Raw genomic sequence first — 14,958 nt, 5'->3', positions numbered from 1 at the left:
CATGAAAACCGCACTTTCCATAGCCGGCAGCGACTCCAGCGGAGGGGCCGGCATCCAGGCGGATATCAAAACCATGATGGCTAACGGCGTGTATGCCATGACCGCCATCACCGCCATGACCGCGCAAAACACCACCGGAGTGTCCGCCATTTTGGAGGTCTCACCAGAATTTTTGCGCCAGCAAATCGATTCTGTCTTCCAGGACATTCCCCCAGATGCGGTAAAAATCGGCATGGTCCCCTCCCCGGCTCTGGTGGAGGTCATTGCGGAGCGTTTGGAGCACTACCACGCCCAGCGGGTGGTGGTGGACCCGGTGATGGTGGCCACCAGTGGCAGCACCTTGTCCCGAGACAGCGCTGTGGGGGCCATGAAAGAGCTTCTCTTCCCTCTGGCCACCGTCATCACCCCCAACATCCCGGAGAGCGAGGCTCTCACCGGACGGACCATCACCACCCAGGCGGACATGGAGCAGGCCGCCCGGGAGATGGCGGACACCTTTGGCTGCGCCGTGTTGTGCAAGGGTGGACACCACGTCCACGACGCCAGCGACCTGCTGTGTGTGGACGGCGCGTGCACCTGGTTCCACGGGTCCAGAATCCACAACCCCAACACCCACGGCACCGGCTGCACCCTGTCCAGCGCCATTGCCTCCAATCTGGCTAAGGGCTTCTCCCTGGAGGAGTCTATCCAGCGGGCTAAGGCCTACATATCCGGGGCTCTGTCCGCCATGTTGGACCTGGGCCATGGCTCCGGTCCCCTTCATCACGGCTACGACTTAAAAAGCGATATGATCTAAAAAACGGGAGGCCCCCACGGGCCTCCCGTCAAACAGTTCTAGCTATTTAGGAGCCTCTCTCCCACCAAAGCCATCTGCTCCGCTGTGGGCTCCCAGCTCAACTCCACCGACACCAGGATATTCCCCCGGCACAGCAGGAACGTGTTGCGCTGGGTGCCGTCCTTGGCCACCAGGCGGTAGGCCTCCTCTGCCCCCCAGGGTGTGGCATCCATGGGTACCATCTCCCCATCCCAGTAGGCTTTTATCAGCATCTGCCGCTTCATCTGCCCCACACAGAAGGAGTACAGGGCAGGCACAGACACCGTGTACCGCTCATAGGTCATCTGCGGAGTCTCGTCTTCCCGCCCCCAGGGAAACTGCTCCACCTTTAGACGCTGGAGCAGCAGAGACTGGTCTGAGCTGGTGGCATTGGAGAAGAATACCTCTTGCTCACCCACCAAATCGGTCATGTACAGGGGTGTCTCCACATAAAAGGGAAGCTCTTCGGGATCCTCCGCCCCTGTAGCCAGGTACACGCCAAACTTCACCGCACCGCCCATAATCACAAAGGCAAACACAGCGCAGGCCAGCAGCGTCAACCCACGATTGACTCCGGTGGAAACCCCCACCTCTTTGAGAAGACGTTTCACCCCCAGGGTCATAGCAATCAGCAACACGTATCCCACCGTTGCAAATAGGACAACCCAGGCCATAACTGGATTTCCAGCCAAGACCAAATTCACGCCCCACCAAGCCAGGGCTGCCACCAACAGCACCATCATGGCGATCTGGAACTTTTTCGTGGAGGGTGTGTCCAAAAACAGCCCCTGTTTGGCCGCCCGCTTGGCCCGGTGCCGCCAAGTGTAGTATGCGACCAGCTCCACCCCGCCGATCAGGAACAGGATCAAGCCGCACATCCCAATGAGAAGCCCGTCAGGGCTGGCCAGCATACACAGGGTGTCACTGATCAGTGTAGAGGTATACAATACGCTGCCGATCAGCCCCAGCACCAGCAAAAACCAGAGCACGCGGAGATAGTTGGCCTTGCAGGCCTGGTGGATAATACGCACCTCCAACTCCGGTTCCGTGTGGATGGGGGTAGGTTTTTCCCGGTCACTGTAAAACACCTGCATCTGGAACCAGGTACAGGCCAGCTCCCACCCCGTCTCCTCACAGTAGTCAATGAGGGTCTGCTGCTCCCCGGAGGGGAATGGGTCAAAGTCCGAGGCCTTGGGGAAATAGGTCACCGCCACTTGCAGTTCCTGGGGCTCAATTCTCCGGTAGGTCCAGAAGTAGTTGTTCATCTTCTCCACCTTCCAGCCCTTCCGGGCCATCCGGGTGAGGTGCCGTTCAATGCCGGTATGGTCGTAAAAGGACAATAGCTCCATTCTCCGCTTGGTCTGTCTCATGGTTCTTCCTCCTCTCTGCGCACACGGTCATAGTCGTCCAACTGGCTGCGGAGGCGTTGGCACTCCCGCTCCAGCATCTCCTTCCCCTTGTGGGTGATGAGATAGCTGCGCCGCCGCCCTTCCACACGGGTCTGACGAATCATCCCCTCTTCCACAAACAGCTCCAGGAGGTCGTAGAGGGTGCCAGAACCGATGCGCACCCTCCCCCCTGTCATCTCCTGCACCCGCTCCAAAATCTCCATGCCGCGGCGCTCCTGGTGCAGACAGAGCAGGAGATAAAACATCTGCTCGGTGAGCGTCTTGAATTTCTCTCTGGCCATCGTCCCACCTCCTGTTTCTCGAATATCGAGTTCTTTCACCTTCATTATAACTCGAATATCGAGAAAGTCAACTACATTTTAGAATGGTGGAATTTGGGGAATTTCCATGGTACAATGGGCAACAAAGAAGTCCGTTCTGGTATACAGGAGGAAAACCAGGCGTCCTCCGGCCATGCAGAACAACTTCTTCTGCCCCTACACTCTATTATGTTAGAGACCAAGCAAAAATCCCATTGTAAAAAAGTAGTCATTTTCTTATCGAAGCTTTTTAGAATATCCTATAGCCAATGCATTTTAGATATATATTTTGGGAGAGGTTAGAGGTTTTATGTCAAAGAATTTGTCAGATGTTTTTGGAAATTATCGATATAACTATCAGCGCATATTTTCTCTGCTTTATCCATCAAAAAACAGCACAGGTTTTACGGAAAGAAATTTATCAGTCAACTTTGCGCATGCATATGAACAAGTAAATTCTTCTGCGATTACATGGTTCGAATTTCAGTTTGGAGAACATAACAATCTACATTATGACGCAATAATAATTGACCCAGTAAACAAACGCCTTCTCTTAATCGAATCAAAACGATTTTCAAAACCCAGTAAAAAAATTTCAGGTATCGCTACTGATATCGACCGAATCCAACGTGCCAAAAGCAGTTATTTGCATGATTTTAAGTTGAGAATTCCAGATATCCTAAGCTATCAAATTTTAGGCGTGATTTTGGCAGATGTCTGGACGGAGACTCGAACAAAAAAGCAAATATATGATTCATTTGTAGCTGGCACATTTATTCCGAACTTTTTATCAGATTCATTGATAAAATATCCCTCTCTGCACAATATAAATTATTATATCGGCGATTTTGACAATCTCCCTTATGATGCACCTAAAAGAGATGTACTACAAACTTATCACTTAGTTTCTTTTACTTGGGAACTCTAGACGATACTATAGCTACCGTAACGACACAGCCCCGTACTGACCTTATTTCGTCAGTACAGGGCTGTATCGTTATAATATTTTTCAGCTTTCAGAAATCACCATTACTGGGTTTTCAGGCCTCAATTTATTCCCACTCGCCAAATTCGAACATATGACAACCTATATGCCATGTTATCCTCGGCAAGCATTAACTTTTATTGTTTAATATTTTTCACCGTATTCCTGGTTAGCGGGTACCCTAGTATCAAAATCGTATCAGCGATACCAGCAGTTGCAGCAATCTTGCAGGCCATGTTTTTCCGTCACACGGAAGATCCTAATTGCCGCAACACTTGTCTTTGGAGTATCTGTATTGTACCAAATTCTCTTTTCAAACGCAAGTATCACGTTTTATTTCAGGATTTTTCCTTTCCATGCCACTTATCCAAGCCAGCCTCTACCTGGGCCACCAGTTGCTCTTTGTTGGGCATGTACAGGACATAACGGGAGGCAAAGATGTTGTTCTCCAGCCCGCCCAGAGCGTATTCCGCCGCGATACTATCTTTGTCTGTACAAAGGATGATGCCAATGGGCGGGTTGTCGTCTGGATCGTTGACCTCGGCAGCGTGGTAGTTCAAGTACATATTGATCTGCCCCGCCGCTTCCGGGGTCAGTTTGGTGGTCTTCAGCTCGATGAGCACATAAGCCCGAAGAATCTTATTGTAGAACACCATGTCCACATAGCAGTGGGTGTTGTTCAGCGTCACTCGCTGTTGGGTGCCCACAAACATGAAGCCTCTCCCCAGCTCCAACAAGAACTTCTCAATCTGCTACCAGGGCACACTCCAGGTCACTCTCCATCATAGGCTTGTCCTCGGCAGTCCCAGAAATTCAAACACATGGGGGTCCCGGATAATGTCCTCCGGCTTGGCAATCTCATTGCCCTTCATAGCTAGAGCCAACACCTGCTCCTTGTTCACATCTCCTTCAGAGGGCAGCTCACAATAGTGGGACCAGCTCAATATTCCAGACAGTGTCTGGCATTTTTGATATACCACATTGCCAATTCAAAAGCAACTCCTGACGATAAAAGATTTCCGTAGTATTTCAACTTTCCAAGTGTTTGTGAGATTTAGTGTTTAGCGTATAGTCAAACTCTTATAAATGTGCCAAAAAATCCTCTTGTAAATCTACTCACGAACCTTGTGGTAGAGGATACCATTGGTGTTCACTTCATCGCTTTTCTCCAACACGAATATCAGAGTTGGCTATATCATACTCTTTTCCCCATGTACAATCACATCGCTGTGTCATTCAGAGGCAAGTCAATAACGATTTTGTCATAAATCCCATCCCATTTTTTCGAGAGCTCATAATTGTATTTTTTGAAAATCTTGCTATCCAGCCTGATTTTATAGTGTGCCTTTATACACTCGTACTCTATACAATAAGAGAGCAATATTGGTATCTGCTTAGATGTATGAATACCAGTCGTAACAAGTAGCGTATACGTCTTATCATATAGAATGTTCAATCGATTAACATATATGACAAGATAAACTGTACCCTCGACTATATATGCGGAAAAAATCGTTTGGGATATAATAAGAAGAATACTACCATCAGCAATTAGCCATCCAACTGAAATAAGAATAATTACTGCGAGAATCGACTGAATCGCGCTATATTTTAGCATTTTTGATGCAATAAACTTAGAAAAGTAATTACTTTCAAAAGTGTTGGTAGAATATTTTATCATCGAAGGAGATACAGTATTATTGTAGTACCCATCTGTCTCTAGCTCAGATAGTCTAATCTCAAATGCCGTCTGGAGGTTGCTTTTACGCCGCTCATTTTCCGCATTGTACCAAAACACACCATTATCAATTACTGATGCAGAAACAAATCCCAGCGCTAAAGCAATCTGCACAACCGACACAATATTAAAAAGAATTCCATGTGCAAACATATTAACAATGGATAGAACACAGTTGAGCCAAAAGGTAACTGCACAGAACTCCCCCAACTTTTGTGATGGCATATATAGCCTACTAACATCATCTCGTTTGCTCAAATGCTTTATACCTCCGGGAATACTTTTTTGATCTCTGTTAGTGCTGTACACGGTAGTCCTTGCATCTCATAAGCCAGTGCAGCATCTATGTGCGATATAGCAGCATTAACTCTCGTGTAATCGGTACTGTACTTGATAACATTCAGCGCCTTCTTTAAATAATCCGTATATGTCGTACAGCTAATATACGCAAATAGCATATCCTCTGCAATCTTCTTTTCCATCGAAAATGATGCCATATCACGATAATTTTTTTGGATGTTCCAATGTTTCAGAAGCCGCACCACTGGTTTGATTTTATACGAATTATTCACGTTGCATTGAGTCAAAGTATTATAAAAACCATTAGGGTCCGTATACATCCAATTGCTGGGTCCATCTGGGATATGGTACATACCATACTCTACATAGGCCGGTGTCAGTTCAAATTTAATATGATGAAGCTCCAATACGATAGTCGGGCTCGACTGATAAATCTCAGAACTTTTGTAATATCTCTCCACAAAAACTTTTAGTCGATTGAGAAACGTCTGAGGCTTGTAGCCATTCGGGTTGGAAAATACCACCATGATATCTACATCAGACTTCTCATCGGCCTTGCGGGGCAAAATGGTGTCTCGCACATACGAGCCAAAGACTTTTTTCTCCACCACATCTGTAGAAAAATGCTTTTCAAGCCTTGTTTTAATAGTTTCCACCGAAGTAGAAATATTGTTTTTCTCTATCTCGCTGAGTACGAGACTACTTGCTAAACTTCTCAAATAACTGTTGACGGACACAATACTTTCCTCCAATCTATTTATATAATTTACTGATTCTTCCACCTATCATCGCATTTACTTCGTTAAATCACTGCGCAGGCTTCCAGAATTCCTGTTTTTTCTCTTATGCCTATCTATTACCTGTGATTCTTCGTTTTCAAATTCTACTTAGTTATTTTTGTAACTGTTTCCATCATGCATATATGATTGCAGTTTCAACAGCACATCAATAATACAATTCTAGGGCGTGTGGACTCCCCCGCATCAGGGCAGCGAGTCTTGTATATTCTCAATTTTAATTAACCTTTCCTTCATGCTCTCAACCTCTCATACACCACTGTCCCCACCGTCTCCATGACCTGCCGCATCATATCCGGCTCAGAGAACATCTTCACGAAGAAGTCCTCATTCTGCTCATACCGGGCAGCGGCCATGTTGGGAAAGTCCTTCTCAAAGAGTAGCATGAAAGTCTTGCGGTCGTTGTTCTGGGCATAGCTGTGCCACTTGTCCTGGGCGGCATAGTCGTTCTCCATTTGGAGCAGGACCTTGTCCATCTCGGTAAAGTTGGTGCCGAACTTCTCGTTGATCTTATCAATGATGACCGTCAGGGGGTCACGCTTCTTCTCTCTGCGTCCAGCCTCGCCGGTGATGGGCCGGAAGCCCTCCGGGGTGCTCTCTAGTTGGATTTCTCCCTCGAAGTTCTTCTCCAAGCGGTAGTACTCCAGCAGCACCTTATCATCCACATAGACCTTGTCCCGTCCACCCTTGGGCAGCATGGTATAGAGGAACTTGGCATACACGCTGAACTTGTGAATGTCCTTATCAAACAGGCGGCACACCTGGGTGATAAAGGCATAGATACGATTGAATCGGGCCAGTGTGGACTTGAACAAGTCCTGCTTCTCCTCCTCCAGGGCCTCGAAGCGATCCAGCGCCGGACGGATGGCGCCCTGGAGCCGCCCCATGTCTCCCATGCCCTGTTCCTTGGCTGCATAGAAGATCTCGGCAAAGTGGTCGATCTCCATCTGCTGATAGACCCGGAATTCGTCCAGGGTATTTTTCAGGTCATACACCACGTTGGGATCGGTCTCCTCCTCCAAAACCGTCTCCTCATAGTACGGCTCAAAGGCTTTGCGGATATCCTCGGCAGAGTTGACGAAGTCCAACACAAAGGTGTCCTTCTTCCCTCTCATAGTGCGGTTCAGGCGGGACAGGGTCTGGACCGCCTTCACGCCGCTCAGCTTCTTATCCACAAACATGGTGTGCAGCAGAGGCTCGTCGAAGCCAGTCTGGTACTTCTCTGCCACAATGAGCATACCGAATTCATCGGTATGGAACGCCTCTGGCAGCGCCTTCTCCTTGATGGTCTCGCCAGATTTGGTCTTATTCAGCTTTTCCTCCGTATAGGGCACTCCGTTGTCGTCCACCTCACCGGAGAAGGCCACCAGCACATCCAGGTCGTTATACCCCTTCTCCTGGATCTGACGCTTAAACTCCAGCAGATAGCGCACTGCATGGAGCCGAGAAGGTGTCACGATCATAGCCTTGGCCTTCCCGCCGATCTTGTGCCGGGTGGCGCTGCGGAACTGCTCCAGCATGATGGCAGTTTTCTGAGAGATGTTATGGGGATGCAGCGTCTCGAACTGCCGGATGGCACGCACACCGGCGGTGGTGTCCAGCTCTGGATCATCGGGAATGGCTTTGGCAATCTTGTAGTACATATTGTAGGTCATGTAGTTTTGCAGCACATCCAGAATAAAACCTTCCTCAATGGCCTGCCGCATGGAATACACATGGAAGGGATGATACTTTCCATATTCGTCCCGCTGGCCGAACATTTGAAGCGTCTTATCTTTAGGGGTGGCCGTAAAGGCAAAGAAGGACAGATTTTCATGAACACCCTGGGCTGCCAGCTCATCCAACAGCTTGTCCTCATCGTCTTTGCGCTTGGCTTCTTCCTCGTACTCCTGCTGGGCGTACTCCTCCAGTACCTTCTCGGTATCTGCCAACGCCCGCTTCAGCTTGCGGGCGGCGTCACCGGTCTGGGAAGAGTGTGCCTCGTCCACAATAACCGCAAACCGCTTATTGCCGGAACGTACCTCTTTGTAGATGACCGGGAACTTCTGGAGGGTGGTGATGATGATACCCGTCCCGGCCTCGATGGCCTCCCGGAGCTGCTGGGCGTTCTTGTCGATCTTCTGCACCACTCCCGCCACATGGTCGAACTGATAGACCGTGTTTTGCAGTTGGCTGTCCAGCACCCGGCGGTCGGTAACGATGATGACAGACTGAAAAATCTTCTCATCGTGGCAGTCGTGCAAACCGCTGAGGCGATGGGCCAACCAGGCAATGGAGTTGGACTTGCCGGAGCCTGCACTGTGCTGAATGAGATAGTTTTTGCCAGAGCCGTGGGCCTTCACATCCTGCAGCAGTTTCGTCACCACATCCAGCTGATGGTACCGGGGAAAGATCATCCGCTCGGACTTCACTTCCCCAGTCTTTTCATCCCGGATCACCTGTAAATGCAGGTATTTATGTAGGATCTCCAGCAAGCGATCCTTGCACAGCACATTCTCCCACAGGTAGGCGGTGTCGTAGCAGTCCGGGTTGACGGGGTTTCCCTTGCCTCCCACTTTTCCAGCTCCATTGCTACCCTGGTTGAAGGGCAAGAAATAGGTGTTGGCCCCCTCCAACCGGGTGGTCATATACACATTGGTCAGGTCCACAGCGAAGTGAACCAGCACCCGGTTTTTGAATTGGAAAATGGCATCTTTCCCGGCACGGTCAAACTTGTATTGGTTGATGGCGTTGGAGGTGTCCTGCCCGGTGAACTGACACTTCAACTCCATGGATACCACAGGAATGCCGTTGAGGAACAGGACGATATCAATGCTGTTCTCGTTGCTCAGGGAATAGTGGAGCTGCCGGGTGCAGTGGAGGATGTTGGCGGCATACTGGGCCTGGCTTGTCTCGTTGATGGAGGTCTCCGGCTTCCAGAACACGGCCCGGAACTTGATGCCACGGTCAGTGAAGCCCTGGCGCAGCACTTTCAGCAGCCCCACCAGCTTCACTTCCCGGCAAAACCGGTCGATGAGCTGCCGCTCGCTGTCTGCTCCGTAGATCTTCTCAAACCGCTCCCACTGCTTGGGCTGGCTAGCACGGATGAAGGAAAGGAAGGTACCGGTGTCCAGTGCCTTTTCCCGGTTGAAGGCGGCGGGGTTGCCCTTCTGATAGCCGCCGTGGGTCGTGAGGTATTCCTCAATATCCTGCTCAAAGCGTTTTTCTTTTATGTCAAAGTCGGGCATGGTTATACCTCCTCATAAGGATGCATAAGATGGTGTATTCTTGCTGTTACTTCATCCCAATCGATAACATTACAGTTAATGAAATCAAATTTTTCTTTATTGCTTTCATAGTAGTTTTTAACGACACAACTGACAATCAGGCAAAATCGCCTAACATTTATTCGATAGCTTCGGGATTTATTGGTGGACGTATTATTCCAATACACTCTTGCAGCATCACAATAAACATTAAAATCCTTTTTCTTTTCCAAAATTAAAGAAAAATGGTCAATTTTATTTTCTGCGGCTTTGATATTTTCTTTTTCAATATCCGGGGTACCTTGATGCAGCAAAGAACAACGAAGTTGGTAAATTACCTCCCCACTTAAATAGGGCATATCTTCATCATCTTCATTTTCTTTTGGTGGTTTTTCGTACTGGCCAATATACTCATCGTACCACTGAATGTATCGTTTCTTAGATTTAGTAGCTAAATTTGGATATTCAGCTCTCCCACATATATCTGGCAGCGTAAGTGCCAATGATAAGGCCGCAAAATAGCAATCGTTATCCAGTGACTTATCTAAATCAATGAGTAAACGATCAACCATTTTTACACCTCTTTCTTTCCGGTCACAACCTCATAAATGAGGGATTTTTTGTATCTAATTAGTTTATCAATGGTTTCTTGTTTGCGAGCAGACAATCTATCTATTTCCATGCACTTTCCACTTAGATATTCAGCAATTTGGCCTTGTTCTGATATAGGTGGCGTAGGAATTCTTAATTGGCTTAATGCATCTCCAGGCAGATGTGCAATGGTAGCTTTCTCAGGCGATGTATTCAGGCAATTATTTTTAGCCATACAGTAAATTACTTTGCTCAGAAAATAAATATTCCCGCTATCTGGATGCCGTTTTCTGACTCTATGCAATGCCTTCTGATAATAAATACCTTCTGGAATATCATCTGGAACAATCGCACACTTTCCAATTTCCCCGCCTTCACATACCATTAAATCTCCTGGGGAAATGGTATATCGCTCCTTTTCTTCATCAGAAAAGTCCATCTCATCGAGATTTTCAAAGTTAATACTGTCCCACTGAACATCGGCATTTTTAATATATGGATGAAGGCCCTCTCCGGTAATGCGTTTTGCATCCAGCATCTTTCCAAGCATGGCGCAATAGTCCCAACAAAATTTATGAATAGTCCAATGCTCCGGTATCTTCCCAATCCACTCAATCCCGCTGTCCTTCATGTGCACATCTGGATTCAGACCTTTTGTGACGGCTTCGGTGATAACAGACAGCTTATAGGCTTTCAGCTTCTCGATCACTTCCTGCTGCCGGGCAATGATGGAATCAATTTGGCTGCACTTACGGTCTAGGTAGTCGGAAATGCAGCGCTGTTCCTGAACAGTCCAATCAATCATTTGGATTTCTTCAATATATTTTCGGTTCATATGCGGAATTGTCGTTCCGTTCACACGTTGGTACACATAATCTTCAAATCCTTTATAGTACCAATATAAAAAAGGTCGGTATATTGTACTATCAACTTCTCTAATGCGCGCTATTGTTGAAGAAACCTTACCGATCTTATGCGTACCACATAGTCCTGCTCTCGCTCCATCCCACAATACCAACAAATCACTATCACCAGAATCCGGTAATGTTTTATCGGTGGTATATGTTTTATAAGGTTCATTAGACTCCAAATCAGTTGCGCCTATATACGGAAATCCTTCACCCTCAAAATTGGTATCTGTGGGTAATTTTCCTTTAGTATATTCCAGTAAATACTTGTTTCTGATTAGACGCTTGTTTTTTGGTATCTCTCCAATCCACTCAATCCCGCTGTCTTTCATCTCCCTCATGCTCCAAACACCTCCGCCAGAGCACCATCCAACTCCGCTTCAATGGCCAGAATCTCCTGCATGATCTCCGCCGAGGGCTTGGGGGCTTCATATTTATAGAAATACCGAGTGAATGGGATCTCGTATCCCACCTTGGACTTCTTCTCGTCAATCCAGGCATCGGAGGCAAAGGGAAGCACTTCCCGTTCAAAGTAGGTCTGAATGTCCTCTTTCAGCGGCACATTCTCTGTGTCTCTCTTTGCCGTGCTGGGAACCGGCTTTCCCCGCTTGAGTACGATGTCCGATGTGTCGTTCTCCTCCGCCAACAACAGCTCAACCATACCACAGGTGGACTTGTCCGTGGTCATACCTACCCCTTCCAGAGCCTTCATCACTTCCACATGAAAATCCGCTTGATTGGTAAACACCCTGTCTTGATCTACGGCACGAAGGGCCTGCTGCCATTTGCGATATGGGGGATTGTATTCCCCCTCACCTCTCAGATCGTCCAGCCAATCCGGCTCTGAGAGGCGTTTCAAGCGATTTTCAGCGGTAGAGAAATTGTAGCGCAGAGGCCGCTCCACGGTGATCTTGGTAAAGCCAAAGTCAGCGTTATCAAAAATCTTGCTGATCTCGCTCTCCGCAAAGTCGCCGTACAGCCGGGTGATCTCCTGAATGGCACTCTCCGGGATGTCGTTGCGCTTGTTGCCCAGGGCCTTACGGCGCTTCTCATACAGGCCGTTGGCGTTGATAAGCTGCACCTTGCCCTCCCGGCGGGTCCCGGCTTTCTTGTTGGACAGCACCCAGATATAGGTGGCAATGCCGGTGTTATAGAAAATATCGTTGGGCAGGGCGATGATGGCCTCCAGCAGGTCATGCTCCAGAATGTACTTGCGAATCTCAGAGGGGCCGCTGCCAGCGTCGCCGGTAAAGAGGGGCGAACCGTTGTGGATGATGGCAATGCGGCTGCCGCCGTCCTTGGGCTCCTTCATTTTGGAGATGGCGGTGAGCAGAAACAGCATCTGCCCATCACTGGCCGCAGGCAGGCCGGGGCCAAACCGCCCAGCATAGCCCCGCTTGGCCTCCGTCTCCACCGCCGCTTTCTCATTCTTCCACTCCCGTCCGAAGGGGGGATTGGAAAGGATATAGTCGAAGGTCTGTCCCTCGAACTGGTCATCGGACAGCGTGTTGCCGTCCTTGATGAAGTCGGCGTTGTTACCTTTGATGAGCATATCCGCCTTGCAGATGGCGAAGGTCTGGTCATTCAGCTCCTGCCCAAAGGCCATGAGCTCCGTGGAGGCGTTGAGCTGGTGTAAGTATTCCTCCGCCACCGACAGCATACCACCTGTGCCACAGGCAGGGTCATAGATGGTCTTGGCCACGTTGTTGCCAGACAACATATCGTTGTCATCATAGAACAGGATATTCACCATCAGCTGGATCACTTCTCTGGGGGTATAGTGCTGCCCAGCGTCCTCATTGTGGGACTCAGAGAACCGGCGGATAATCTCCTCAAAGATATAGCCCATCTCCAGATTGGAGATCACATCAGGGTGCAAGTTGGCCTTGGGGGTGGTGAACTCCTTAATAACGATGTACAGGATTCCCTTGTTGGCCATAGTGGTGATCTGGCCATCAAACTTGAACTTTTGCAGGATGTCCTGGACATTATCCGAGAATCCGTTCAGGTAGTCCCGGAAGTTGGCCTCGATGTTGTCCGGGTCGTCCAACAGACGTTCAAAGGTAAATTTGCTGATGTTGTAAAACGCCTTGCCGGAGGCGTTGCGCAAAAGCACGTCCCGCATGGGGAGATTCTTCACGGATTCGTATTTTTCCAGCACAGCATCCTTGGTGTCTGCCAGGATGCAGTCGAACCGCCGAATCACGGTGAGGGGCAGAATCACCTCTCCGTATTCGTGGGGCTTGTATACCCCGGTCAATTTATCTGCAATGGCCCAGATCAGGGCTGCTTTTTCACTTACATTGGCACTCAGGCTCATACTTTGTGTCCTCCCTATGTTTGGAGCAGAAAATAGTATCGTTTTATCTTTTCTCACTCATAACAACACGTTTTGTTCGATTATACCACACAATGACAGCGACCGCTATTCTACATTTATATTGTAAATCTATTTTCCCCAGAGGAACTTTTTGTTTCACACCTGCGTCACGCATAACGGCGGCATGGATGTCACTCCCTGCCGCCGTCTCTGTTATCTCTCTCTGTCTCTGCTTTTGTGACGTCTCTTATCAGAAGGAGCAATCGGCTCATATACAATGCTCTTCTCCTGCTTTTTGAACTTCTCCAGTATCCCGTCCATAAACTCCTTCACCGCTTTGGGCGCCGCCTTGACCGCTTCCAGATAGGGTCTGCACCTTTCGGTCAGCTCTGCCAAGGCTTTTTGAAGCTGTGCCACCTCAGATTGCAACGACCAGATGCGCCGGGTTAAGGACTGATTCTCCTCTCTCAGCCTCTTTGACTCTGAAACTGCGGAATAGCTCTGTTTGGCCAGAGTCGTCAACTTTTCATAGTCCTCCGCCGACACGCTATACTTACCTGTAAAGGTCTTTTTCCCGGATTGCTCAATCTCCCCAAACGTCATAAACGCCCGGTGTGTTTGCTGATACCTCCCCTGCTCGCTGGCAATTTTCTTTTCCAGGACCGATAACCGCTTCTCATCCTGCTGAATTTTATATCCCAGCGACGCCAAATGTTCCGCCGTGCTGCCACGTTCTCCACGCTCAAAGCCTTCAAAGCCAGCTTCTTTCATATACGCAAAAAACTGGTCCTGAAGCACGCTGTAAGAGGCGTGGTAGGTGGGCTTGCCCTTGCTGTTGAGAATAGGCTTCCCGTCCTCGTCAACGGCCTTCACAGACTTCCACTTCTTTGAGTGGCTGACCTGGTGGATGACCTCTTTGACCGTTCCCACAAGGGCAGGGTTCTTGCACCGCTTGGTCCAGCGCACCTCTTTGTCTACCACCGGCAGTGCCATTACATGCAGGTGATAATGATAAATTGGCCTGCCATACTTTTCTGTCATGGCCACATTCAGCTCATCGGCGTGCATGACGGCGGAGATAATATTTCCCTCGCCATATACTCTTTGAGCAAAATGAAAGGCAGCTTCATAAAAACGGCAGGCATATTCATATCCACCACGCTGTTCAAAGTACTCGGTATTTACATCCAGAACCATCTCATCAAAGACCTTTGCATCTGGCTTCAAGCCCTTGAGAGACACAGTCCCGGCTGCAACCAACTCATCCAGCCGCTCGTTATAGGTCTGCTCCCCACAGCCCTGATAGCTGACATTCCAATGAGTCCGAGAGAGATCCACATTCATATTTTCATAGCTCTCATTTTTCCGTTCTATATGTCGTTCGAACTTACCCACCGTTGACCTTGTGCGGGTTTCCACACGGGCAACCGAGAAGTTCTCTTTCCCCATATGCGTTCACTTCCTTTTCCATGGTGCGGGCTGAAGGGCACGGAGGTTACACACCTTTTTCAAAGTGTGTAACCCACTATGACACTTTCAGCCATTCGGCTGC

General features: G+C 48.8%; 12 protein-coding genes. 2 read left to right on the top strand and 10 right to left on the bottom strand.

From position 1 onward, the window contains the following. Nucleotide 1: 1 nt before the first annotated feature. Nucleotides 2-796 carry a bifunctional hydroxymethylpyrimidine kinase/phosphomethylpyrimidine kinase gene (gene thiD / locus E0L15_RS05660; protein WP_168124860.1) on the top strand — a complete coding sequence of 265 codons (795 nt, stop codon included), beginning with the start codon at nucleotides 2-4 and terminating at the stop codon, nucleotides 794-796. 38 nt (nucleotides 797-834) lie between these two features. On the opposite strand, the gene E0L15_RS05655 is transcribed toward thiD, so the two are convergent. Next, complete coding sequence (locus E0L15_RS05655; protein ID WP_168124859.1) at nucleotides 835-2,184, bottom strand: DUF2812 domain-containing protein; 1,350 nt, start codon at nucleotides 2,182-2,184, stop codon at nucleotides 835-837. After that, nucleotides 2,181-2,504 (bottom strand): PadR family transcriptional regulator, encoded by a 324-nt coding sequence (locus E0L15_RS05650; protein WP_168124858.1) that lies wholly within the window; start codon nucleotides 2,502-2,504, stop codon nucleotides 2,181-2,183. The genes E0L15_RS05655 and E0L15_RS05650 overlap by 4 nt, the downstream gene beginning before the upstream one ends. A 328-nt stretch (nucleotides 2,505-2,832) precedes the next feature. Here E0L15_RS05650 and E0L15_RS05645 point away from each other — a divergent pair, with 328 nt between their 5' ends. Next, entirely contained in the window at nucleotides 2,833-3,450 is a 618-nt protein-coding gene (locus tag E0L15_RS05645; protein ID WP_168124857.1) for a hypothetical protein, read from the top strand. A 395-nt stretch (nucleotides 3,451-3,845) separates the two neighbouring features. Here the strand turns inward: E0L15_RS05645 and E0L15_RS12640 are convergent, their stop codons facing one another. The 8 genes from E0L15_RS12640 to E0L15_RS05605 form a co-directional block, all read right to left on the bottom strand. Then, nucleotides 3,846-4,256, bottom strand: coding sequence for a PDDEXK nuclease domain-containing protein (locus tag E0L15_RS12640; RefSeq protein ID WP_347565975.1), 411 nt, complete (start codon nucleotides 4,254-4,256; stop codon nucleotides 3,846-3,848). Between the two features lie 470 nt (nucleotides 4,257-4,726). Further along, a complete protein-coding gene (locus tag E0L15_RS05635) occupies nucleotides 4,727-5,503 on the bottom strand; it encodes a hypothetical protein (RefSeq protein ID WP_168124856.1) in 777 nt (258 codons plus the stop codon). Nucleotides 5,504-5,508: 5 nt separating this feature from the next. Further along, on the bottom strand, nucleotides 5,509-6,282 hold the full coding sequence (locus tag E0L15_RS05630) for a nucleotidyltransferase domain-containing protein (protein WP_168124855.1): 774 nt from the start codon (nucleotides 6,280-6,282) through the stop codon (nucleotides 5,509-5,511). A 293-nt stretch (nucleotides 6,283-6,575) separates the two neighbouring features. After that, complete coding sequence (locus tag E0L15_RS05625; protein ID WP_168124854.1) at nucleotides 6,576-9,569, bottom strand: type I restriction endonuclease; 2,994 nt, start codon at nucleotides 9,567-9,569, stop codon at nucleotides 6,576-6,578. A 2-nt stretch (nucleotides 9,570-9,571) separates the two neighbouring features. Continuing rightward, the gene (locus tag E0L15_RS05620; protein ID WP_206020577.1) at nucleotides 9,572-10,159 is read right to left on the bottom strand and encodes a hypothetical protein; all 588 of its coding nucleotides are present in this window, start codon (nucleotides 10,157-10,159) and stop codon (nucleotides 9,572-9,574) included. 2 nt (nucleotides 10,160-10,161) lie between these two features. Then, a complete protein-coding gene (locus E0L15_RS05615) occupies nucleotides 10,162-11,427 on the bottom strand; it encodes a restriction endonuclease subunit S (RefSeq protein ID WP_168124853.1) in 1,266 nt (421 codons plus the stop codon). Continuing rightward, nucleotides 11,424-13,406 carry a class I SAM-dependent DNA methyltransferase gene (locus E0L15_RS05610; protein WP_168124852.1) on the bottom strand — a complete coding sequence of 661 codons (1,983 nt, stop codon included), beginning with the start codon at nucleotides 13,404-13,406 and terminating at the stop codon, nucleotides 11,424-11,426. The genes E0L15_RS05615 and E0L15_RS05610 overlap by 4 nt, the downstream gene beginning before the upstream one ends. Before the next feature lie 213 nt (nucleotides 13,407-13,619). Then, nucleotides 13,620-14,855, bottom strand: a complete 1,236-nt coding sequence (locus E0L15_RS05605; RefSeq protein ID WP_168124851.1) for a plasmid recombination protein — start codon at nucleotides 14,853-14,855, stop codon at nucleotides 13,620-13,622. Nucleotides 14,856-14,958: the final 103 nt, after the last annotated feature.

Source organism: Pseudoflavonifractor sp. SW1122, from assembly GCF_012027765.1.
GTDB lineage: Bacteria > Bacillota > Clostridia > Oscillospirales > Oscillospiraceae > Enterenecus > Enterenecus faecium.
The sequence above is the reverse complement of the archived record's forward strand: the minus strand, read 5'-3'. Positions and strand labels throughout refer to the sequence as shown.

Coding starts and splice junctions, on each gene's coding strand:
- thiD (WP_168124860.1), top strand. CDS start 2: ATGAAAACCGCACTTTCCATAGCCGGCAGCGACTCCAGCGGAGGGGCC.
- E0L15_RS05655 (WP_168124859.1), bottom strand. CDS start 2,184: ATGAGACAGACCAAGCGGAGAATGGAGCTATTGTCCTTTTACGACCAT.
- E0L15_RS05650 (WP_168124858.1), bottom strand. CDS start 2,504: ATGGCCAGAGAGAAATTCAAGACGCTCACCGAGCAGATGTTTTATCTC.
- E0L15_RS05645 (WP_168124857.1), top strand. CDS start 2,833: ATGTCAAAGAATTTGTCAGATGTTTTTGGAAATTATCGATATAACTAT.
- E0L15_RS05625 (WP_168124854.1), bottom strand. CDS start 9,569: ATGCCCGACTTTGACATAAAAGAAAAACGCTTTGAGCAGGATATTGAG.
- E0L15_RS05620 (WP_206020577.1), bottom strand. CDS start 10,159: ATGGTTGATCGTTTACTCATTGATTTAGATAAGTCACTGGATAACGAT.
- E0L15_RS05615 (WP_168124853.1), bottom strand. CDS start 11,427: ATGAGGGAGATGAAAGACAGCGGGATTGAGTGGATTGGAGAGATACCA.
- E0L15_RS05610 (WP_168124852.1), bottom strand. CDS start 13,406: ATGAGCCTGAGTGCCAATGTAAGTGAAAAAGCAGCCCTGATCTGGGCC.
- E0L15_RS05605 (WP_168124851.1), bottom strand. CDS start 14,855: ATGGGGAAAGAGAACTTCTCGGTTGCCCGTGTGGAAACCCGCACAAGG.